At 65.6% G+C, this 19,533-nt stretch carries 24 protein-coding genes; 13 read left to right on the forward strand and 11 right to left on the reverse strand.

Going from position 1 to position 19,533, the window contains the following annotated elements; genetic code table 11:
* The first annotated feature begins 79 nt into the window (after positions 1-79).
* The 7 genes from ABRZ00_RS04240 (at position 80) to hslU (ending at position 5,704) form a co-directional block, all read left to right on the forward strand.
* On the forward strand, positions 80-736 hold the full coding sequence (locus ABRZ00_RS04240; RefSeq protein WP_343837805.1) for a cytochrome b/b6 domain-containing protein: 657 nt from the start codon (positions 80-82) through the stop codon (positions 734-736).
* Complete coding sequence (locus tag ABRZ00_RS04245; protein WP_368642787.1) at positions 730-1,518, forward strand: molybdopterin-dependent oxidoreductase; 789 nt, start codon at positions 730-732, stop codon at positions 1,516-1,518. Before ABRZ00_RS04240 ends, ABRZ00_RS04245 begins: the two co-directional genes overlap by 7 nt.
* A 68-nt stretch (positions 1,519-1,586) precedes the next feature.
* The gene (locus ABRZ00_RS04250) at positions 1,587-1,883 is read left to right on the forward strand and encodes a hypothetical protein (protein WP_368641004.1); all 297 of its coding nucleotides are present in this window, start codon (positions 1,587-1,589) and stop codon (positions 1,881-1,883) included.
* Between the two features lie 151 nt (positions 1,884-2,034).
* Entirely contained in the window at positions 2,035-3,144 is a 1,110-nt protein-coding gene (locus tag ABRZ00_RS04255) for a GTP-binding protein (RefSeq protein ID WP_368641003.1), read from the forward strand.
* A 77-nt stretch (positions 3,145-3,221) separates the two neighbouring features.
* Complete coding sequence (gene dksA / locus ABRZ00_RS04260) at positions 3,222-3,662, forward strand: RNA polymerase-binding protein DksA (protein ID WP_368641002.1); 441 nt, start codon at positions 3,222-3,224, stop codon at positions 3,660-3,662.
* 163 nt (positions 3,663-3,825) lie between these two features.
* A complete protein-coding gene (gene hslV, locus ABRZ00_RS04265) occupies positions 3,826-4,359 on the forward strand; it encodes an ATP-dependent protease subunit HslV (RefSeq protein ID WP_343837794.1) in 534 nt (177 codons plus the stop codon).
* A gap of 10 nt (positions 4,360-4,369) precedes the next feature.
* On the forward strand, positions 4,370-5,704 hold the full coding sequence (gene hslU / locus ABRZ00_RS04270; RefSeq protein WP_343837792.1) for an ATP-dependent protease ATPase subunit HslU: 1,335 nt from the start codon (positions 4,370-4,372) through the stop codon (positions 5,702-5,704).
* A 35-nt stretch (positions 5,705-5,739) separates the two neighbouring features.
* Here the strand turns inward: hslU and ABRZ00_RS04275 are convergent, their stop codons facing one another.
* Positions 5,740-6,108 carry a copper-binding protein gene (locus ABRZ00_RS04275; RefSeq protein ID WP_368641001.1) on the reverse strand — a complete coding sequence of 123 codons (369 nt, stop codon included), beginning with the start codon at positions 6,106-6,108 and terminating at the stop codon, positions 5,740-5,742.
* 51 nt (positions 6,109-6,159) lie between these two features.
* Between ABRZ00_RS04275 and ABRZ00_RS04280 the strand changes: the two genes are divergently transcribed.
* Positions 6,160-6,666, forward strand: coding sequence for an N-acetyltransferase family protein (locus ABRZ00_RS04280; protein WP_368641000.1), 507 nt, complete (start codon positions 6,160-6,162; stop codon positions 6,664-6,666).
* Positions 6,667-6,697: 31 nt separating this feature from the next.
* Positions 6,698-7,246 (forward strand): cob(I)yrinic acid a,c-diamide adenosyltransferase, encoded by a 549-nt coding sequence (locus ABRZ00_RS04285; protein WP_368647849.1) that lies wholly within the window; start codon positions 6,698-6,700, stop codon positions 7,244-7,246.
* Positions 7,247-7,256: 10 nt separating this feature from the next.
* Here the strand turns inward: ABRZ00_RS04285 and ABRZ00_RS04290 are convergent, their stop codons facing one another.
* A complete protein-coding gene (locus ABRZ00_RS04290; RefSeq protein ID WP_368640998.1) occupies positions 7,257-7,784 on the reverse strand; it encodes a carboxymuconolactone decarboxylase family protein in 528 nt (175 codons plus the stop codon).
* Positions 7,785-7,845: 61 nt separating this feature from the next.
* Positions 7,846-9,171, reverse strand: coding sequence for an aspartate aminotransferase family protein (locus tag ABRZ00_RS04295; RefSeq protein ID WP_368640997.1), 1,326 nt, complete (start codon positions 9,169-9,171; stop codon positions 7,846-7,848).
* A 103-nt stretch (positions 9,172-9,274) separates the two neighbouring features.
* On the opposite strand from ABRZ00_RS04295, the gene ABRZ00_RS04300 reads away from it, so the two are divergent.
* The 4 genes from ABRZ00_RS04300 to ABRZ00_RS04315 all read left to right on the forward strand — a co-directional run bounded on the left by ABRZ00_RS04300 (position 9,275) and on the right by ABRZ00_RS04315 (position 12,998).
* Positions 9,275-10,120, forward strand: coding sequence for a MurR/RpiR family transcriptional regulator (locus ABRZ00_RS04300; protein WP_368640996.1), 846 nt, complete (start codon positions 9,275-9,277; stop codon positions 10,118-10,120).
* On the forward strand, positions 10,117-11,151 hold the full coding sequence (locus ABRZ00_RS04305; protein WP_368640995.1) for a C45 family autoproteolytic acyltransferase/hydolase: 1,035 nt from the start codon (positions 10,117-10,119) through the stop codon (positions 11,149-11,151). The genes ABRZ00_RS04300 and ABRZ00_RS04305 overlap by 4 nt, the downstream gene beginning before the upstream one ends.
* Positions 11,152-11,246: 95 nt before the next feature.
* Positions 11,247-11,633: a chaperone SicP gene (gene sicP / locus ABRZ00_RS04310; protein WP_343837781.1), complete on the forward strand. Its 387-nt coding sequence runs from the start codon at positions 11,247-11,249 to the stop codon at positions 11,631-11,633.
* A gap of 42 nt (positions 11,634-11,675) precedes the next feature.
* A complete protein-coding gene (locus tag ABRZ00_RS04315) occupies positions 11,676-12,998 on the forward strand; it encodes a type III secretion system effector BopA family protein (RefSeq protein WP_368640994.1) in 1,323 nt (440 codons plus the stop codon).
* A 90-nt stretch (positions 12,999-13,088) separates the two neighbouring features.
* On the opposite strand, the gene ABRZ00_RS04320 is transcribed toward ABRZ00_RS04315, so the two are convergent.
* The 8 genes from ABRZ00_RS04320 to ABRZ00_RS04355 form a co-directional block, all read right to left on the reverse strand.
* Positions 13,089-13,406, reverse strand: coding sequence for a c-type cytochrome (locus ABRZ00_RS04320; RefSeq protein WP_343837777.1), 318 nt, complete (start codon positions 13,404-13,406; stop codon positions 13,089-13,091).
* A gap of 52 nt (positions 13,407-13,458) precedes the next feature.
* On the reverse strand, positions 13,459-14,523 hold the full coding sequence (nirK, locus tag ABRZ00_RS04325) for a copper-containing nitrite reductase (RefSeq protein ID WP_343837775.1): 1,065 nt from the start codon (positions 14,521-14,523) through the stop codon (positions 13,459-13,461).
* A gap of 195 nt (positions 14,524-14,718) precedes the next feature.
* The gene (locus tag ABRZ00_RS04330; RefSeq protein ID WP_368640993.1) at positions 14,719-15,567 is read right to left on the reverse strand and encodes a formylglycine-generating enzyme family protein; all 849 of its coding nucleotides are present in this window, start codon (positions 15,565-15,567) and stop codon (positions 14,719-14,721) included.
* 161 nt (positions 15,568-15,728) lie between these two features.
* Complete coding sequence (locus tag ABRZ00_RS04335) at positions 15,729-16,520, reverse strand: enoyl-CoA hydratase (protein WP_368640992.1); 792 nt, start codon at positions 16,518-16,520, stop codon at positions 15,729-15,731.
* Complete coding sequence (lipB, locus tag ABRZ00_RS04340; protein WP_368647890.1) at positions 16,486-17,190, reverse strand: lipoyl(octanoyl) transferase LipB; 705 nt, start codon at positions 17,188-17,190, stop codon at positions 16,486-16,488. Before lipB ends, ABRZ00_RS04335 begins: the two co-directional genes overlap by 35 nt.
* Before the next feature lie 9 nt (positions 17,191-17,199).
* Complete coding sequence (locus ABRZ00_RS04345; protein ID WP_343837768.1) at positions 17,200-17,475, reverse strand: DUF493 family protein; 276 nt, start codon at positions 17,473-17,475, stop codon at positions 17,200-17,202.
* A 7-nt stretch (positions 17,476-17,482) separates the two neighbouring features.
* Positions 17,483-18,715, reverse strand: coding sequence for a D-alanyl-D-alanine carboxypeptidase family protein (locus ABRZ00_RS04350; protein ID WP_368640991.1), 1,233 nt, complete (start codon positions 18,713-18,715; stop codon positions 17,483-17,485).
* 167 nt (positions 18,716-18,882) lie between these two features.
* Complete coding sequence (locus ABRZ00_RS04355; protein ID WP_368640990.1) at positions 18,883-19,527, reverse strand: alpha/beta hydrolase; 645 nt, start codon at positions 19,525-19,527, stop codon at positions 18,883-18,885.
* Positions 19,528-19,533: the final 6 nt, after the last annotated feature.

The following is a 19,533-nucleotide window of genomic DNA, read 5'->3' on the forward strand; positions in this document are numbered from 1 at the left end:
AGGACGGCGCGCCGGTTTATCACGTTTTTTTGAACTTTCGGCGAGGATTCCGGGATCGCCGCCCTCCCATACTGCGTCCATGAAATCCGCTCCCGCTTCTTTCCTCCCCGCGCACGATGGCCCGCCCCATCCTCTGTGGCTGCGCACGACGCACTGGCTCAACGCCCTGGCCCTGCTGATCATGGCCATGAGCGGCTGGCGCATCTACAACGCATCGCCCCTGTTCGATTTCACGTTTCCGGCCGACATCACGCTGGGCGGCTGGCTGGGCGGGGCGCTGCAGTGGCACTTTGCCGGCATGTGGCTGCTCGTCCTCAACGGTTTGCTCTACCTGGGTCTCGGTCTGGTCACGGGCCGGCTGGCCCGGCGCCTGTTTCCCGTGACGCCGCGCGGCGTGCTGGACGACGCGCGGCGTGCGCTGGCCGGACGCCTCGATCACTCGGACCCGCGCCGCTACAACCAAGTGCAGCGCGCCGCCTATCTGTTCGCGATCCTGGCTCTCGTCCTGGCGGTGCTCAGCGGCCTGGCCGTCTGGAAATCCGTGCAATTCCCGACACTGCGCGAGCTTTTCGGCGGCTATGACGCCGCCCGGCGGATGCACTTTTACGGCATGGCCGCCCTCGTCGCCTTCGCAGCCGGCCATGTCGGCATGGCCGTGCTGGTGCCCAGATCCCTGCTCGCCATGATATCCGGCGGGCCTCGCCCGCCCCATTGCGACAAGGAGAGCGCATCGTGAAGCCTTTCACCTTCTGGCACAAGGACCACGCCGAGGCCGTCACGGCCGAGGCGCAGAACCTGCTGCGCAAGCGGTTGCCGCTGGCGGCGCGCCGCCGGTTCCTGACGCGCGGACTGACACTGGGCGGGCTGTCCCTGCTCAGCGGCTGCGTCATCGACGACGACACGACGGCCGAGGCGGCATTGACGCGAATCTCACGGATCAACGACTGGGTTCAGGGCCGGCTGTTCGATCCTTCGCAACTCGCGCCCACCTACCCGGACTCCATGATCGCACGCCCCTTTCCGTTCAATGCGTTTTACGGAGAAGACCAGGCGCCGCGCATCGATGCCGGGGATTTCAGGCTGGAGGTCTCCGGCCTGGTCGCCCGCAAACAGCCGTGGTCGCTGGCCGACCTGCGCACGCTGCCCCGATACTCGCAGGTCACGCGCCACATCTGCGTGGAGGGCTGGAGCGCGGTCGGCAAATGGGGAGGCCCACGCCTGAGCGACTTCCTGCGCATGATCGGCGCCGACCTGAGTGCGCGCTACGTCGGCGTCCACTGCGCCGACAACTACTACACCAGCATCGACATGGCGACCGCCCTGCACCCCCAAACGCTGATCGCCCTGGATTGGGACGACCGGCCGCTGCCGCCGAAATACGGTTTCCCCATGAAGCTGCGCATCCCCACCAAGCTTGGCTACAAGAACCCCAAGCACATCCAGGCCATTTTCGTGAGCAACACCTTCAACCGCGGCTACTGGGAAGACCAGGGCTACAACTGGTTCGGCGGCAGTTGACACGAGCGCGTCCTCTTTTCCCTGCGGCGCCCGCCGCAATTTTGACCAACCTTGAAAAAGGAAACATCATGAAAACCACGTTCGCCACCGCCACACTCTCCGCATGCCTCGCACTGGGAGCCTTCCCGGCCTTCGCCGCCGGTCCGATGGGCCAGCAAGATCACATGGTCATGGACAAAACCCCGATGGCCGGGCAAGCCACGCACAAGGGCCAGATGGGCATGGACAAGATGGGCATGGACAAAACGAGCACCTCGCCGGCATCGATGGCCAAGGAAGGCATGACGCATCAGGCCGCCATGGACCACATGGGCAAAACGCCCATGGACAAGGGATCGATGGACAAAGGCAGCATGCAGAAATAAGTTCCGGATCCCGGGTTTGCCCTAAACCCGAGCCTATGATGTAATCGCATGCTGATCGCCGCACCCTGCCCGCTGCCGGGACGGTCACGTCCACCGGCACCCGACGCAGCCAGCACAAGGGCGGGAACGTCGCATCGCATTCGAGGCCATCATGAATACTGCTCCATCCGCCGACGCCCTGATCCCGGTCACCGTGCTCACCGGTTTCCTGGGCGCGGGCAAGACCACCCTGCTGCGCCGCATTCTGACGGAATTCCACGGCCAGCGCATCGCCGTCATCGAAAATGAGTTCGGCGAAGAAAACATCGACAACGACCTGATCATCCAGGACAGCGAAGAGCAGGTCGTGGAACTGAGCAACGGCTGCGTCTGCTGCACCGTGCGCGGCGACCTGATCCGTACCCTGAACGACCTCGCCGGCCGGCGCGCCGAGGGCAAAGTCCGCTTCGACCGCGTGATCATCGAGACCACGGGCATGGCCAACCCCGGCCCGGTCTGCCAGACGTTCTTCATGGACGACGACGTGGCCGCCGCCTATCGGCTGGATGCCGTCGTCACGGTGGTGGATGCCAAGCACGGCATGGCCACCCTGGACCGCCAGGAAGAGGCCCAGCGCCAGGTCGGGTTCGCGGACCGCATCCTGATTTCCAAGAAAGACCTGGTCAACGAAACCGACTACCAGGCCTTGCGCGCCCGCCTGGTTCGGATCAATCCGCGCGCCGCCATCATGCCCGTGCACTTCGGGGAAACCGACCTGAAGGCCCTGCTGGACGTCAGCGGCTTCGATCTGGACGCCATCCTGGACATCGACCCGGCGTTCCTGGCCGAGGACGCCGCCGGCCATGACCACGGCCCGCATGGGCACGATCACCACGATCATGATCACGACGACGAGGACGGCCACCACGACTGCGGCCCCGCATGCGGCCATGGCCACCACGATCATCATCATGCCCATCACGACGACGAGATCGGCGCCTTCGTGTTCCGCTCCGACTGCGCCTTCGATCCGGAACGCCTGGAAGACTTCCTGAGCGGCATCGTCCAGGTCTACGGCCCCGATCTGCTGCGCTACAAGGGCATCCTGTACATCAAGGGCATCAATCGGCGCATGCTGTTCCAGGGCGTTCACATGATGTTCGGCGCCGAACCCGGCAGGCCCTGGCCAGCCAGTGAAAAACCGAATACCCGCATGGTCTTCATCGGCCGTAAACTGCCCCAGGACATCTTCACCCAGGGGCTCGAACAATGCCTGGCCTGAATACCGCGACACCGCTGCCCCGCCGTACCCTACGATCGCGGCAGACAGGCCCAGGCACATAAAAAAGAGGACGCAACATGGCTACCAAATCCAGCATCAAGTCTCCGGGCAAACCGCTCACGGAAAAAGAACTGCTGGCGATGCCTGAAAAGGACTACATGAACGAAGCCCAACTGGCGTTCTTCCGTGAACGCCTGCACCAGCTCGAACACGAAATCCTGACCAATGCCGGCGCCACGACCGAGAACCTGCGCGAAACCCAGTACGTGCCCGATCCGGCCGACCGCGCGACGATCGAAGAAGAACACGCACTGGAACTGCGCACCCGCGACCGCGAGCGCAAGTTGCTGAAGAAAGTCCAGCAGTCCATCGCCCGCATCGACTCCGGCGAATACGGCTGGTGCGAGGAAACCGGCGAGCCCATCGGCATCGCCCGCCTGCTGGCCCGGCCCACGGCCACACTCTCCCTCGAAGCGCAGGAGCGCCGCGAAATGCGCCAGAAACTCTACGGGGATTGAGGGGGGCGCACGGCCTCACCGTGTACCGCGCGGCACCTCGCGCAATCATCGCCCCCTCGCGGGATGCGCACTCCACCCGGCACGCCCGGACGGCCAAATTCCAGGAGGCGCTTGAAGTTCCCGCTCCCGCCCCCATGTAGTTCTCTCCACCCAAGAGGACCGCATGGAACAATTTCACGCCACCACCATCGTCTGCGTCCGGCGCGGCAATGACGTCGCCCTGGGCGGCGACGGCCAGGTCACCCTGGGCAATATCGTCATCAAGGGCACGGCCCGCAAGATCCGCCGGCTTTATCACGACAAGGTGCTGGCCGGGTTCGCCGGCGCCACGGCCGACGCCTTCACCCTGCAGGAACGCTTCGAGGCCAAGCTGGAAAAACACCAGGGCCACCTGATGCGCGCCGCCGTGGAGCTGACCCGCGACTGGCGAACCGACCGCGTGCTGCGCCGGCTGGAGGCCATGCTGATCGTGGCCGACCGCGAACACACCCTGATCCTGACCGGCAACGGCGACGTCCTGGAGCCCGAACACGGCATCGCGGCCATCGGTTCGGGCGGCGCCTATGCCCAGTCGGCTGCGCGCGCCCTGCTGGACGCCACGGAACTCTCTCCCGCCGAGGTCGTCAAGAAATCCCTGGAAATCGCCGGGGAGCTCTGCATCTACACCAATCAGAACCACATCGTCGAAACGCTCTAGGCCCATCCCCATGTCTGATGCCACCCCCATGACCCCCAAGGAAATCGTTTCGGAGCTGGACAAGCACATCGTCGGCCAGGACAAGGCCAAGCGGTCGGTGGCCGTGGCGCTGCGCAACCGCTGGCGCCGCCAGCAGGTGCCCGAGCCCCTGCGCCACGAAATCGTGCCCAAGAACATCCTGATGATCGGGCCGACCGGCGTGGGCAAGACCGAGATCGCCCGCCGCCTGGCCCGCCTGGCCAACGCCCCCTTCATCAAGATCGAGGCCACCAAGTTCACCGAGGTGGGGTATGTGGGCCGCGACGTGGACACGATCGTGCGCGACCTGGTCGAGGTCGCCATCAAGCAGACGCGCGAGACCGAGATGCGCCGCGTGCGCACCCAGGCCGAGGACGCCGCCGAAGACCGCATCCTGGACGCCCTGCTGCCGCCGCCGCGCAACGCCCATGGCGAACCCGAGCGCGAGGAAAACAACACCCGCCAGATCTTCCGCAAGCGCCTGCGCGAGGGCAAGCTGGACGACACGCAGATCGATATCGAGATCGCCCAGACGCCGCCGCACATGGAAATCATGGCGCCCCCCGGCATGGAGGAAATGACCGAACAATTGCGCGGCATGTTTGCCGGCCTGGCCCAGGGCAAGACCAAATCGCGCAAGCTGTCCGTCAAGGAAGCCTTCCGCCTGCTGGTCGAGGAAGAAGCCGCGCGGCGCATCAACGAGGAAGAGCTGCGCGCTCACGCGGTCACGCTGGCCGAGCAGCACGGCATCGTCTTCCTGGACGAGATCGACAAGATCGCCGCGCGCCAGGAGCAGGGCGGCGCCGACGTCTCGCGCCAGGGCGTGCAGCGCGATCTGCTGCCGCTGGTCGAAGGCACCACCGTCAACACCAAGTACGGCATGGTGCGCACCGATCACATCCTGTTCATCGCCTCCGGCGCTTTCCATCTGTCGAGGCCGTCGGACCTGATCCCCGAACTGCAGGGGCGCTTCCCGATCCGGGTGGAGCTGGATTCCCTGACGGCCGAAGACTTCGTGCGCATCCTGAGCGAAACCGACGCCTCGCTGACCAAGCAGTACGCCGCCCTGCTGGCCACCGAGGACGTGACGCTGGACTTCACCGAAGACGGCGTCCGGCGCCTGGCCGAACTGGCCTTCGACGTCAATGAACGCACCGAGAACATCGGCGCACGGCGCCTGTACACGGTGATGGAAAAACTGCTGGAGGACTTGTCCTTCGAAGCGGCCAGCCCCGGGGCGGAAACCGTCGTGGTCAACGCCGCCTACGTCGAGGACAAGCTGGCGGAAACGGCCGGCAGCCAGGATCTGGCCCGCTACGTGCTGTAGCGTCCGCCCCCGGCGCGTCGGGCGGAGGCGGCCGCCTAGTCTTTCTCCAGTTCGACGAGCCGGTACTGGCCGCCGGCCCGCTCGGCCGTGAAATCGACCCGGTCACCCACCGCGATCCCCGCCAGGCGCGACGGATCGACGCGGTAGACCAGCGTCATGGCGGGAAGATCCAGCTTGGGGATGGCGCCGTGGCGGATGGCGATCTTGCCGGCCGCCGCATCCACGCGCACGACCTCGCCGCTGGCCCGGGCCTGCGCGGGCGCCGCCGCCAGCGCCACGCCTGGCAGGGCCCAGGCGCCCACGGCCGCGAGCGGCGGCACGGCGGGCGCTGCCACCATCCCGCCCGCCAGGATCAGGGCGCCGAAACGCATCGGATGCCGAACCTGCTGAGCACGAAAAAGCATGGGCTACACTCCTGTTGATTGATCCAAGCATACAGCGAAACAGAGACTCCCTTGCCTGCCTCCGTCCCCGGCTACGATCTGCGGCCCGCCACCGAATCCGACATCCCCGCCATCCACGCCCTGATGCGCGAAATGGCCGAATTCGAGAAACTCACCGATATCTTCCAGGCCACGCACGCCAGCCTGACGCACAGCTTCTTCAGCCCGGAGCCGGCCGCCCGCTGCCTGGTCATCACGACCCTCGAAGACCCAGGCACGGCCATCGCCTACATCATGTGGTTCCACAACTATTCCAGCTTCCTGGACCGGCGCGGCCTGTACCTGGAAGACGTCTACATCACGCCCGCCCACCGCGGACGCGGCCTGGGCGGCTGGGTGCTCAAGCATCTGGCGGCGCTGGCCGTGGAACTGGGCTGCGGCCGCTTCGAATGGGTGGTGCTGGACTGGAACGAGAACGCCATCGAATTCTACAAGCACCATGGCGGCGAAATCCTGGACGACTGGCGGGTGGTGCGCGTCACGGGCGAAGCCCTGCAGCGGCTCGCCAGCCAGGCCTGAGCCGCCGTCCCTTCACCTGCCGGAGCCTGCCATGTCGATCCGCGTTTCCATCGTTTCCACCCGCACCGGCGATGACGGCACCACCGGCCTGGGCGACAAGACCCGCGTGCCCAAAGACGCGCCGCGCATCATGGCGTTGGGCGACGTCGATGAGCTGAACAGCGCCATCGGCCTGTGGCGCACGGCGCCGCTGCCGGCCGAGATCGATACCTTGCTGGACCTCATCCAGCACGATCTGTTCGACCTGGGCGCAGAGCTCTGCATTCCGGGCTGGACGGCGCTCAAGGACGCACACGTGCTGCGCCTGGACGACGCACTGAAGCACTACAACGCCGAACTGGGCCCGCTGCAGGAGTTCATCCTGCCCGGGGGCTGCCCGGCCGCCGCCCATGCCCACATGGCCCGCACCCTCGCCCGGCGGGCGGAGCGGTCCGTGGTGACACTGTCCCGGGCGGACACGGTCAATCCGCCCGTCCTGCACTACCTGAACCGCCTCTCGGACCTGTGCTTCGTCCTGGCGCGCTTCCTGAACCGCGCCGCCGGCATGGCCAATACGTTATGGAACCGGCGCGACGCCTGAAACCGACGCCTCAACGGCGGTCGTCGGAATGCACCTGCAGGGCCTCGAGAAAACGCGACACCATGTTGTAGGCTGCGATGGTGGCCGTCAGCTCGACGAGATCCCGATCCTGGAAATGCCGCCGCACCGCCTGGAATACGGCATCGGGCACCTGCACGGTGCGCGTCATCGCATCCGCATAGGCCAGCACATCCCGCTCGCGCGCATCGAACCGGTCCGCCGGGATTTCATCCCGCCCCAGCGCATCCAGTTGATCTTGGCGCAGCCCCTCGCGCAAGGCGATCGGCGCATGCTGGTCGGCTTCGTAGGACGCGCGGTTCAGGTGCGCGATGCGCATGATGACCAGCTCGCGGATCGCGCCGTCCAGAAGGCAGCGATGGCGGATGGAGGTCAGGTAGGTCAGCCAGCCTTCGGCCGCCGGAGGGCTGTGCAGCAACATCTGGTACAGATGCAGGACACTGCCGCGCTCGGCTTCGATGCGGCGGGCCAGGGCGGCGGCCTCGCCCCGGTTCAGGTCGGCATACTCGATTCGTGCCATGAAAGTCTCCGTGAGGGGCTCAGGCCCGCGGACCGGAGCGATAAGCGTGAAGGCGGCGCGTTCAGGCGGGCAGCACCTGGCGCACGGTGCGATCCAGGCGCGCGACGATCTCGTCGATCTCGGCCGCCGTGCAGATGAAAGGCGGCGCCAGCAGCACGTGATCCCCATGGATGCCGTCGATGGTGCCGCCCATCGGGTACATCATCAAACCGTTTTCCATCGCCTGGCGCTTCAGGCGCGCATGCGTTTTCAGGTCCGGATCCAGCGCCGACTTGTCGGCCCGGTCGCGCACGAACTCCACCCCCACGAACAGGCCGCGTCCGCGCACGTCGCCGACATGGGGATGATCGGCGAAGACCTCGCGCAGGCGCGCCCGCAACTGCTCGCCGCGCGCCAGGACATTGGCCAGCAGACCATCGCGCTCAATCACCCGCTGCACCGCCAGCGCGGCGGCGCAGGCAGTGGCGTGGCCCATGTACGTGTGACCATGCTGGAAGAACCCGCTGCCGTTGACGAGCGTATCGTAGATGCGGCGGCTGGCCAGCATGGCGCCGATGGGCTGATAGCCCGCCCCCAGGCCCTTGGCGATGGCCAGGATGTCCGGCGCGACGCCGTCCTCGGTGCAGGCGTACAGGTAGCCGGTGCGTCCCATGCCCGACATCACTTCGTCCAGGATCAGCAGCACGCCATGCCGGTCGCAGACTTCACGGATGCGCTGCAAATAGGTACGCACCGGCGGCAGCGCACCCGCCGTGGCGCCCACCACCGTTTCCGCCACGAAGGCCGCCACGCGGCCCGGCCCGATCTCGAGAATCGCATGCTCCAATTCATCGGCCAGGCGGGCGGCATACTGCTCCTCGGTCTCGCCGGGCCGCTGATCCCGATAGGCATAGCAGGGCGACACATGATGCGCGGGCGCCAGCAACGGGAGAAAGGGCTGGCGCCGCCAGGCATTGCCGCCGATCGCCAGCGCGCCCAGCGTATTGCCGTGATAGCTCTGGCGTCGGGCGATGAACTGGCTGCGCTCGGTTTCGCCGCGCTCGACGAAATACTGCCGGGCGAGCTTCAGCGCCGCCTCGATCGCTTCGGACCCGCCGGACACGAAATAGACGTGGTCCAGATCGCCCGGCGCCCGGACGGCCAGGAAGTCCGCCAGCTCTTCGCAGGCCTGGGTAGTGAAAAAGGATGAATGGGCGTAGGCCACCTGGTCGAGCTGCGCCTTGATGGCGGCAATCACGTCGGGATGGCCATGTCCCAGGCAGGACACGGCCGCGCCACCCGAGGCGTCCAGGTACTGGCGCCCGTCTTGGTCGAACAGGGATATCCCCTGGGCGCGCACGGCGCGGTTCAGCGTATGCTGAGGATTGCGATGGAAGACATGGGTCATGACACGATCCAACAAACGTTTCGTGTATCATAGAACATGAAACATATAATGCAATATCCGGGCAGATTCTTTTCATACAGACGTTATGTCGGCACCACACTCGTTGGATGAACTCACCCGTTTGATCCAGGCCCGCTACCCGGACCTCAGCCCTCAGTTCCAGACGGGGGCCCGCTATCTGATCGACCACCCGACCCAGGTATCGACCCTGTCCGCACGCAAGCTAGCCGCCCTGGCCGGCGTGCAACCGGCCACGCTGGTGCGGCTGGCCCAACACCTGGGCTACGCCGGCTGGGATGCGCTGAAAGCCGTCTTTACCCAGGAACTGCACCCGCCGGGCACCTACGCGGCCCGTGCGCGGACCCTGCTCCACCGCCCGGAATCCGCCCAGGCCTCCCGCCAGAGCGCCCTCCACCGGCAAATCCTCAACCTGCAAGCGCTGGAAGCGATCAACCCGGCCGCCCTGGATCAAGCGGTTGCCCTGCTGGCCGACGCCGGCCGCATCATGGTCGCCGGGTTCCGGTCCTGCCATCCGGCGGCCTTCAGCCTGCGCTATCTGTGCAACCTGTTTCGCCCCGACGTCCACCTGCTGGACAACACCGGCGGCACCTTGAACCTGGACGCGCACCACTTGCGCCCCGAAGACACGGCGGTCCTGATCGGCTACGCGCCGTATTCCCGTGAAATCGTCGAACTGGCCGACGCCATCCAGCCCCAGGGCTGCCGCGTGCTGGCCCTGTGCGACAGCCAGCTCGCGCCGATCGCTCTGCATGCCGACTGCGTGCTGACCTTCTCCACCGAGGGACATTCGTTCTTTCCCTCCACCGTCGCCATCCAGGCCCTGGCGGAAATGTTGGCCCAGCTTCTGCTGGTGCGCTCCGGCGACCACGCGCTGTCCGAACTCAACCACACCGAAGCCAGGCTCCATGCCAGCGGCGCCTACCGATGAACGACGCCATTGATTCCCGATTCCTTGAACTGCACCGGGTTCAGGCCCGGGGCGCCCACCGCGATCTGGGCCGCGCGCTGGGGCGCTGGGGCGCCGAGGCCTGCCATCGCCACCTGGTCCGCTCAGACGCTTGGGCGCAGGTCATGGCATGCCGCGATCGCCCTGAAATTCCGGCCATGCGCGCGCTGCTGCACGCGGCTTTCCCCTGGATCGAAGAAGAGCTGGCGGGCCTGGCCGAAGGCCTGGAACTGCCTCCCGATGAGGTTTTCCTGTGGAATTCCCGAGGCGACCTGTGGGCGCTGGCGCCCGACGGCTGCACCACGGTGCTGGCGCCGCGGCGCCTGAGCCACAACGAAGATGGCGATCCCGGCTTTGCCGGGGCCTGCGGCCTGCTCGAGGCGCAGCCCGCCGACGCGCCCGCTTTCGCCGCCTTCGTCTATCCGGGCTCGCTGCCGGGCCACACCTTCGCCGTCAATGCGTCGGGATTGGCGATGACGGTCAACAATATCCGCGCCCGCCGGGCCGAGGCCGGCATGCCCCGCATGGCCCTGACGCGCGCACTGCTGGCCGCCGGATCGGCGCGCGAGGCCGTCTCGATCCTGCAGGCGCACCCCCGCATGGGCGCCTTTCACCTGGGCCTGGGTCAAGCGGGGCACGCGCAAACCTGGAGCGTGGAGTTCAGCCGGACAACCGTCTCCGTGCGTCTGGTGGCCGGCGCCCCCCTGCTGCATGCCAACCACGCCATCCACGAAGCGCAGCAAGCCTTGCCGCAAGTGATCACCGCTTCATCGGCGCATCGGCAGGCACGCGGCGAAGCCTTGCTGGCGCAAGACATTCCGGCGTTGACGATCCTGGCTGATACGGGAGATGCCGCCGAGCCCATCCTGCGGCGGTCTCCTGCCGACACCGACCAGGAAAACACCCTGGCCACCGCCGACATCGACCTGTCCGGGCCGATTGTCCGCTGGGCGGTCTACGCGCCCGGGGCGGCAGCCCCCCATCACCGCTTCGAGGGCCTGCGGCGCCTGTAAACGCGCCCTCCCGCCCGCCGATGGCGGAACCCTGCACACGCCCAGGTTACTTAGCTCCATCGACCGGGGCTCGCACCGCACAAGGAGACATGGGCATGGAAGAACAGAACGACATTTTGTCCAGGCTGGGGGACCGGCTGGGGTTGAATCTGTCATTTGGCGAGAACGGAAAGTGCTGCCTTTTGCTGGACCAGACCCTGATCATCTCGATCGAGAGCAAATCGTCGGGCTGGCTGTTTTATGGGCTGCTGCAAAGCAGCGCCGGCTGGCAAGAAAAAGATTTCTGGCGGGATTTGCTGGCGCTCAACCTCTCGCTGGCCGAGCAGCAGGCCGGCGCGATCGCCTATGAGCCCGCATCGGATGCCTTGCTGTATACGCATCGCCTCCCCGCCGCCCAGTTGGATGTCGATGATGCCTATGAGTTTCTGGGGGCGTTCGCCAATCAACTCGAAAAAGTAAGAACTCATCTCCATTCCCAGTAAAAAGAACCAGGCATCTTCCCCTTATCCGGGAAAGGAAAAATCATGATTCAATTGGAAAAATTTTCCGATCTGGCCAGTCTTGGGCACAGAATCGCGGTCCGCGACAATGATGAAGGCGTACCGGTGCTGCAGGCCGCCCCGCAAAGCTTCAAGGGAAGGATACTATCGGCGCTCAGCCACGTGCCCTTCCTCAGGAACCTGCACGCCGTCGAGGAATACCGCCAGCAGGTCAGGACCGACAATGCCCAGGCGCTGGGGCTGTTTTTGTTCGCTCTATCGCAGAAATTCGGCGGCAGGGCGACAGAACTCGCCCTGACGAAGAACAACGTGGACTTGTCGGGCGGAACCCCGCTCCAGGGACGGATCGTCGCGCAGATCATCAATGACGCCCAAAGCTCTCAAATTTGCGGATTCAGGAACCTCGGAAATACCTGCTACGCCAACTCCACGCTGAAACTCTTGCTTTGCTCTCTGGGGCCCGACCGTCTGCTCGGGCATCTTGAAAACTTCAGCAAGACCACCGCAGACGCAGGCAAGCGTGATGCTGCGGAAAAATTCATGCATGTCGTCAAAGCGTCTTTCGACATGGACAAGCCGCTTGAAAAGGAGCTTCGGGCGCTGTTTTCAAGCCTGCAGAAGCTGGACATGTTCAGCAATAAAGACGAAAACGGTCAATTTTCGTTCAATATCGTGGGCACGCAGAATGATGCGCAAGAATTCCTGGCGAAGCTGACGGAAGCATTCAACCTTTCCCAAATCGATGGCTGCGCCATGGAGTGCAAGGAATCGGTGGTCAACGGCAAGCTGCACCGCTCCTTATCCAGCGAGCCGGCCTATTGCCACGACATCACTGCGACAAACCCGAAATTCACGCTGCAAGACATCGTGGATGAAACCCACCGGGCGGAAAAAATGGAATTGAAATGGGACCCCGCGGATCAAAAGAACACGGAGGTCACCAAGGTCAAGCAATGGACTGTGCCGGACGTGTCCACGCTTCACAGATTCAACCTCCACCTAAACACCCTGGAATATGACCTCGAAACCTTCCAGTTGCGCAAGGCAACCCTGGAGAAAGCGAATTTCACCGACGAGGTCACGCTCAGTGTCCTGGACGAAAAAACCGGCCGGAAATGGAGGGTCACCTTCGAGCCGAAAGAGATCGTCATCCAACAAGGGAGCGCCAACGCCGGCCACTATTACATGTATGCCAAAAAGGACGACGGCGACTGGGTGCGGCACGACGACAGCACAGTGCACGCATGCGCCGGCCCCGGCCCCAAGGAGCAGGCCAAACTGATCGGTTTTTCCGTGAAGCAGAAAGTGCTTATGGAGCCTGACGAGGGCTCAGGCTCAGAAGCATAAGCCCGGCATCCGCCTCGTGGCGATGAAGACGCAACCGCCGGCTTCATCGCCCTTGCAGCATGCCCGGTCCGTCACGAAGCGGGCTGAGGCTTACTTCACCCGGCTGACCATGTACTCCACGGCGGCGCGCAGGGTGGCGTCATCGGCCTTGGTGCCGCCGCGCGCGGGCATGGCGCCCTTGCCGTGCAACGCCACATTCATCATTTCGTCCATGCCTTTGGCGATCAGCGGCTCCCAGGCCTTTTTGTTGCCCAGCTTCGGGGCGTTGGCCGCGCCGGTGCTGTGGCACGCCACACACGCGGACTTGTAGAGCTTCTCACCCGTCTTCAAGGTGCCGGCATCGCTGGCCATCGACAGGGCCGGCAGCAAAGCCAGGGACAGGGCGGTCGCACTCACGATCTTCAACATTTGTCACTCTCCAGAGTCGGGACGGCCGTTTCGGCCGCCCCGGATACAGGGTTTATTTCTTGATGGGGCCGGGGGCGGCGACCTGCTTCATCAGATCGTCATCCCACTTGCCTTCGACCTTGACGTGGCCGGCGGCGCCCAGCTCGAAGGCCTCGATCAGGTTGTGGTTGACGTAGGCGTAAATACCGGGCTGCTTGAAGGTGTAGAGCGCCGCGCCGGCCGTGCCGCCCGGGATGAACCAGGTCTCCAGATTGCGTTCGGGCCGGTTGATGAACTTGCCCGTGGCCCAGACGTAGTCGCCATGGCCGCCGATCAGGTGGGGACGCGTGTCGCGGTTGGCCGTGGAGTGGATGAACAGCACGGTCTCGCCCACCTTGGCCTGCAGCGCGCCTTCGCCGGTCAGCGCGCCGACCTTGCCGTTGAACACGATGTGCGACGGAATCAGGCCGCGCATCACTTCGGTGGTGTCGCCGTAGCTTTCCAGGGCGGTGTCGTAGGACTTGTAGTTGCCTTCCTCATCCTTCGGAATGTAGAGGTCGAACTCGCCGATGGTGTAGACCTTGTCGTAGTGCAGCGGCTTGCCGCTTTCGTCCTTCAGGCCGTCGCGGGGCAGCACCATCAGGGTGCCGCTCATGCCGGACACCACGTGCCAGGGCACCATGCCTTCGGGGGCGCAATGATAGATGAACGTACCCGTGCGGTCCGCCTTGAAGCGCAGCACGGTCTGCTCGCCCGGCTTGATCTTGGTCAGGCCGCCACCGCCCAGCGCCCCGGTGGACGCGTGGAAGTCGATGTTGTGCTCCAGCGCGTTGGTGGCCGGATTGATCAGGGTGAGCTGAACATAGTCGCCCTCATGCACCACCATGGTCGGACCCGGCATGGTGCCGTTGAAGGTCATCGCCTGCAGGGTCGTGCCGTTTTCTTCGTCGATGACGATCTTCTTTTCCTCGATGGTCAGCGTGAACTCGACCACGCGCGGCTTGGCTTTGGTCGCCTGCTCGTGCGCCATCACATGGGGCGGTGCAACCAGCACGGGCTTGATGTGTTCCAGCTTGTCGGCCGGATCAGCCAACGCGGCACCGCCGGCCAGCAAGGACGCCAGAGCGGTGGCAGCCATACACAGACGAAATACCTTCATGTTCAACTCCCTGATTTAATGTGTCGTCTTGTTTCGACGTACCCATCTTGTCATGGCTCGGGTTTACCCTTGTTGCGCTGGATCAACCCGATTCAGCCCTCATTCAGGTTTTGTGAAAAGTCTTGATATGCCGCAAATCGGGGCGGCGCGCGGCCCGGACGGTCGGCCGCCCGCTCACTCTTCGCGCACCAGGCGAAAACCCAGATTGGCCGGCGGCAAACCGATCGAGCAGGCCCCATTGCGCGGATCGCGGATGAAATCGGCCATGGCGGCGATATGGGCGCCCGCCAGAATGCGCACGCCGCAGTTTTCGCGTGGCGCCAGCGGCAGCGCGCCCACGCTGTGGCTGGCAAAGCACGTATCGGTCCATTCCCAGACATTGCCGCCCATGTCGCTCACGCCCAGCGCATTGACGCCGAAATGCCCGAAAGGCTGCGCGGGCTTGATCCGTCCCCGGCTGCGGGCGATCTCGCGCTCATATTCGGCCAGCCAGCGCACGGCGGGGTTGGCCGGATCCGAGGGCAGGGCACCCTCTTCGCGATAGCGATCAGCGGCGGCGCGCACCCATTCGGCATACGCCGGCAGCCGCCAGCGCTGCCCGGTCTCCCGCGACAGCCAGTCCGCATAGGCGGTGGCATCCGCCCAACTGACCCCCACCGCCGGCCGGTCGGAGGCATCCAGGTGGCGGAACCCCTTGTCCAGGCGTTTGCAGGCGCCAGCCTGCGCGCAACGCGCATATTCCGCCTGGCTGACCTGCCGGCGCATGATGACACGGCCGGCCTCGACCCGTCCCTGGACGCGCGGTGCATCCACCGGACGCCCCCGATCGAGGAATTCGCCGGCGGCCTGGTAAGTGAATTCGCCCGCCGGGATGGGGACGACGTCGATCGCCGCGGCGGTAGCGGCGCCGGCCGCCGGCCAGACCGCGGCGCCGAAGGCCAGCGAAACCGCCAGCAGGCCGGCGTGCATCGCGCGATCAAAGGAAGTGGCCGGGGCGGGGGATGCGCCTGAAGTGACGGTCATGGGAAAGGCTCCGTTGCAGGATGCCTTTCATTGGACACGCAAGCGCGACGCGGCGCCTTGTCCAGGCTCAAATCATCCGCGTGCCGAACACGTCCGCCAGGCAATCCAGGAATGCCGGGATCCCGGACGCCCGACGCCGGCGCGTCGTCCCGGCGCGGGACTCAGCGGCCTCGCCAGTGCGGCGGGCGTTTCTGCATGAACGCATCGATGCCCTCGCCCACGTCCTCGGCCATCATGTTCTGCGCCATGACGTCGGCTGCATAGTCATAGGCTCGGTCCAGCGGCAGGCCCAACTGCCGGTAGACCATGGCCTTGCCGGCGCGCACCGCCACCGGGCTCTTGGACAGGATCGCACCGACCAGCCCCTGGACGGCTCGATCCAGGTCGGCATCGGGCACCGCATGATTGACCAGGCCGTGCTCGGCGGCCTGGCGGGCGCTGATGAACTGCCCCGTCACCAGCATCTCGAAGGCGTTCTTCAAGGGCACGTTGCGCGTCAGCGCCACGGCCGGCGTGGCGCAGAACAGGCCGACATTGATGCCGGACACGGCCAGCCGTGCGCTTTCGGCGGCCACCGCCAGGTCGCAACTGGCCACCAGTTGGCACCCGGCGGCGGTCGCCGTGCCGTGAACCCGCGCGATGACCGGCACGGGACAGCGTGCGATGGACTGCATCAGCCGACCGCAGCGGGCGAACAGATCGCGGTAGTACGCCTGGTCGCCGGCACGGCCGCGCATCTGCTTCAGGTCGTGGCCGGCGCAGAAGGCGCGCCCGTTCGCGGCCAGCACCACGACCCGAAGGTCCGTGTCGTCCAGGCACGCATCGAAGCGGGACTGCAACGCCGCCAGCATTTCTTCGGACAAGGCATTGAACTGATCGGGCCGGTTCAGCGTCAGCGTCAGGACGCCCTCGCGGCGCTCATCCAGCACCAGATCCGTCGGGGTTTGCGTCATGTCCGTCTCCTTGATGTCCGGCGGCCTTCCAGGCCGCCGAAAAAATCTCCGCCAGCCGGTCGCCGGTCGGGATCAGATCGGCCTCGATGCCGCAGGCTTGCAGATCCACGGTCTGCAGGCCTTCGTAACCGCAGGGGTTGATGCCCAGGAAAGGGTCGAGGTCCATGGCGACATTCAAGGCCACCCCGTGATAGGCGCGGCCGTTGCGGATTTTCACGCCCAGCGCCGCGATCTTGGCCAAAGCCTCGCCCCGTGGCCGCCTCAGCGCCGACTGGGGCACATAGATGCCTGGCGCGCCGGGCTTGCGGCACGCGCCTTCGACGCCCGCCTCGGCCAGCAGGTCGAGCACGGCCTGTTCGAGCAGGGTGACGAACTCCCGCACAAACACCCCCCGGCGGCGCAGATCGACCAGCGTGTAGAGCACCACCTGGCCGGGCCCGTGGTAAGTGACCTGCCCGCCCCGGTTGCAATGCACCACCGGGATCCCATGAGGGTTGAGGATGTGCTCGGGTTTGCCGGCCTGGCCCAAGGTATAGACGGGGGCGTGTTCCACCAGCCAGAGCGTGTCGGGCGTTTCGTCGTCGCGCTGTTCGGTGAAATCCTGCATGGCCTGCCAGACGGGCTGGTAGGGGGCCGGACGGTCCAGCCAGCGCACCTGCATGTCCGGCATCGTCACGGCCTAGAGCACCACGGACACCATCTCGTGTCCGTGCAATGCGCGGTACAGGTCGTCCAGTTGCTCGCGCGACGTGACGCGCACCGTCAGGGTCAGGCCCAGATAATTGCCGCTGGCGCTGGGCCGGATTTCAATGGTGGCGGGATCGAAGGCGGGATCGAAGCCGAGCGCCACTTCGGCCATGACGCGCGCGAAATCGTCGTGCGCACGCCCCATGACCTTGATGGGAAAGTCGCACGGGTACTTGATCAGCGAGTCTTCGGGGCGGATCGGCTTCATGCGCTCATTATTGGAACATCAGGCGGATCTTGTCCAGCAGCCGGCCGAAGAACCCGGCTTCGTCCACCGAATGCAGCACCAGAAGCGGCTTGCGCTCCAGTTCCTTGCCGTCCAGGGTGATCACCAGCGTCCCGGCCTGACCGCCCTCGATCAGGGGCGCCATCAGCGGCTGGGCATAGCGTGCCTCGGTCTTGATGTCGGCGGCGCGGCCGCGCGGCACCGTCACCCACAGCGCCTCGGACAAGCCCAGCTCGGCGGTCTCTGTCGCGCCTTCCCAGACCCGTGCGGACACGGCCGGCGTGCCCTTGTCCAGCAACTTGACCGTATCGAAATTCTTAAAGCTCCAGTTCAGCAGCTTCAGGCTGCTTTCGGTGCGGGCGGCGTCGCTGGCAGCCCCCACCAGAACCGTGACCACGCGCCGGCCGTCGCGCAGCGCCGTGGCCACCAGGCAATAGCCCGCCGACTGGGTGTGGCCGGTCTTCAGGCCGTCGACGGTGGAGTCGGCCCAGAGCAGGCGGTTGCGGTTGCTCTGCTTGATATTGTTATAGGTGAATTCTTTCTGGCTGTCGTAGTGCCGGTATTGCGGAAAGCGCCGAACCAGCGCCTGCGCCAGGATCGCCAGATCCTCGACCGTGGTCATGTGGTCGGAATCGGGCAGGCCGGGGGCATTGGTGAAATGCGTGTGCTTCATGCCCAGCGCCTTGGCTTGCTGGTTCATCAGCGCGACGAAGGCCGACTCGCTGCCGGCGACGGCCTCGGCCAGCGCCACGGTGGCGTCGTTGCCCGACTGCACCAGCATGCCCTGCAGCAAATCGTCTACCGCCACCTCCGTGTTCGGATCGACGAACATGCGTGAACCTTCGGTCTTCCAGGCCTTCTCGGAAATGCGGACCTTCTGGTCGAGCTGCAGGCGGCCGGTTTCCAAGGCCTCGAAGATCACATAGGCGGACATCAGCTTGGTCAAGGACGCCGGTTCAACGGCTTCCTGGGGATGCTGCGCCGCGATGACCTGGCCGCTGGTGGCGTCCAGCGTCAGCCAGGCCTTGGCGCCCAGCGTCGGGGCGGGAATGCCGGACAGGGTGTTGACCATATCGATCCCCGCCGGCGCCAACGCGGTTGCGGCGGCGGGTTCGGGCGCCGTCTGCGACCAGGCCGCGCCGGACACCAGCAGCGAGCAGGCCAGCGTCAGGGGCGCCAGACGGGAACGGCGAAGAAACAGCGAAAGGGCATTCATGGGCATAGGCGGCGGAAGAATTCGGGAAAAGACGACAAGCGCCCATTATAGGCAGCGTAAAAAACCGTCACAGCCGCACGGCCCGGGCAATTCGAGACAAAACGAAAGCAACTGAAACATAGCGCCCGGCCCATGCGGGGGGCCGGTCAAGGCGCCCTTGGAGCGGCGGCGGGCTAAAGGCCTGCCAGCCCGGACTGGACGATCTGGCGCAGGATCAGCAGCTTCCCATGAAAGAAATGACCCGCATCCGGCACGACCGTCATGGGCAACTGATGCGCCCGGGCGAAATCCATGCCCTCGGACAGCGGCACGACCTCGTCGTGCTCGCCATGGATCATGAGCGTGTCGGGCGGCATGGACAAAGAACGGTGCCGGAACCGCTCGACCGCGCAGCCGACCAGCATCAGGCGGGACGGCAGCGGCAGTTCCCGCTCCGCCAGCTCGGCGTACAACTGGGCAGCCACCGAAGAGCCGAACGAAAAACCCGCCAACACCCAGGGGCCCGAGGCGGCCCGTGGCCAGGCCTGGAAGATATGCTCGACGACGGCCACCATATCGGCCGTCTCGCCGACCGCCTGATCGAACGCCCCCTGCGATGCGCCCACCCCCCGGAAATTGGGGCGGATCGCCAGCAACCCATGCTGCACGCAGGCGCGCGAGACCGTGGTGACGACCTTGTTGTCCCGGGTGCCGCCGTGCAGGGGGTGCGGATGCAGCACCAGGGACCACCCGGACGGCTCGCCCTCCGGGTGGTCCGCGGTGTACTCGATCAGGCCCGCCGGCCCCTGGCACGTGGCTTGTTCTGTGCGTAAACTCATGGCTGC

Source organism: Castellaniella ginsengisoli (genome assembly GCF_040955415.1).
Lineage (GTDB): Bacteria > Pseudomonadota > Gammaproteobacteria > Burkholderiales > Burkholderiaceae_B > Castellaniella > Castellaniella ginsengisoli.

Bases quoted from the DNA above. Each gene is read 5' to 3' on its own strand.
- ABRZ00_RS04305 (WP_368640995.1), top strand. From the start codon at position 10,117: ATGAACGACGCCATTGATTCCCGATTCCTTGAACTGCACCGGGTTCAG.
- ABRZ00_RS04250 (WP_368641004.1), top strand. From the start codon at position 1,587: ATGAAAACCACGTTCGCCACCGCCACACTCTCCGCATGCCTCGCACTG.
- hslU (WP_343837792.1), top strand. From the start codon at position 4,370: ATGTCTGATGCCACCCCCATGACCCCCAAGGAAATCGTTTCGGAGCTG.
- ABRZ00_RS04350 (WP_368640991.1), bottom strand. From the start codon at position 18,715: ATGCCCATGAATGCCCTTTCGCTGTTTCTTCGCCGTTCCCGTCTGGCG.
- ABRZ00_RS04285 (WP_368647849.1), top strand. From the start codon at position 6,698: ATGTCGATCCGCGTTTCCATCGTTTCCACCCGCACCGGCGATGACGGC.
- lipB (WP_368647890.1), bottom strand. From the start codon at position 17,190: ATGCCGGACATGCAGGTGCGCTGGCTGGACCGTCCGGCCCCCTACCAG.
- dksA (WP_368641002.1), top strand. From the start codon at position 3,222: ATGGCTACCAAATCCAGCATCAAGTCTCCGGGCAAACCGCTCACGGAA.
- sicP (WP_343837781.1), top strand. From the start codon at position 11,247: ATGGAAGAACAGAACGACATTTTGTCCAGGCTGGGGGACCGGCTGGGG.
- ABRZ00_RS04255 (WP_368641003.1), top strand. From the start codon at position 2,035: ATGAATACTGCTCCATCCGCCGACGCCCTGATCCCGGTCACCGTGCTC.
- ABRZ00_RS04320 (WP_343837777.1), bottom strand. From the start codon at position 13,406: ATGTTGAAGATCGTGAGTGCGACCGCCCTGTCCCTGGCTTTGCTGCCG.
- nirK (WP_343837775.1), bottom strand. From the start codon at position 14,523: ATGGCTGCCACCGCTCTGGCGTCCTTGCTGGCCGGCGGTGCCGCGTTG.
- ABRZ00_RS04330 (WP_368640993.1), bottom strand. From the start codon at position 15,567: ATGACCGTCACTTCAGGCGCATCCCCCGCCCCGGCCACTTCCTTTGAT.
- ABRZ00_RS04295 (WP_368640997.1), bottom strand. From the start codon at position 9,171: ATGACCCATGTCTTCCATCGCAATCCTCAGCATACGCTGAACCGCGCC.
- ABRZ00_RS04315 (WP_368640994.1), top strand. From the start codon at position 11,676: ATGATTCAATTGGAAAAATTTTCCGATCTGGCCAGTCTTGGGCACAGA.
- ABRZ00_RS04275 (WP_368641001.1), bottom strand. From the start codon at position 6,108: ATGCTTTTTCGTGCTCAGCAGGTTCGGCATCCGATGCGTTTCGGCGCC.
- hslV (WP_343837794.1), top strand. From the start codon at position 3,826: ATGGAACAATTTCACGCCACCACCATCGTCTGCGTCCGGCGCGGCAAT.
- ABRZ00_RS04240 (WP_343837805.1), top strand. From the start codon at position 80: ATGAAATCCGCTCCCGCTTCTTTCCTCCCCGCGCACGATGGCCCGCCC.
- ABRZ00_RS04335 (WP_368640992.1), bottom strand. From the start codon at position 16,520: ATGACGCAAACCCCGACGGATCTGGTGCTGGATGAGCGCCGCGAGGGC.
- ABRZ00_RS04345 (WP_343837768.1), bottom strand. From the start codon at position 17,475: ATGAAGCCGATCCGCCCCGAAGACTCGCTGATCAAGTACCCGTGCGAC.
- ABRZ00_RS04290 (WP_368640998.1), bottom strand. From the start codon at position 7,784: ATGGCACGAATCGAGTATGCCGACCTGAACCGGGGCGAGGCCGCCGCC.
- ABRZ00_RS04355 (WP_368640990.1), bottom strand. From the start codon at position 19,527: ATGAGTTTACGCACAGAACAAGCCACGTGCCAGGGGCCGGCGGGCCTG.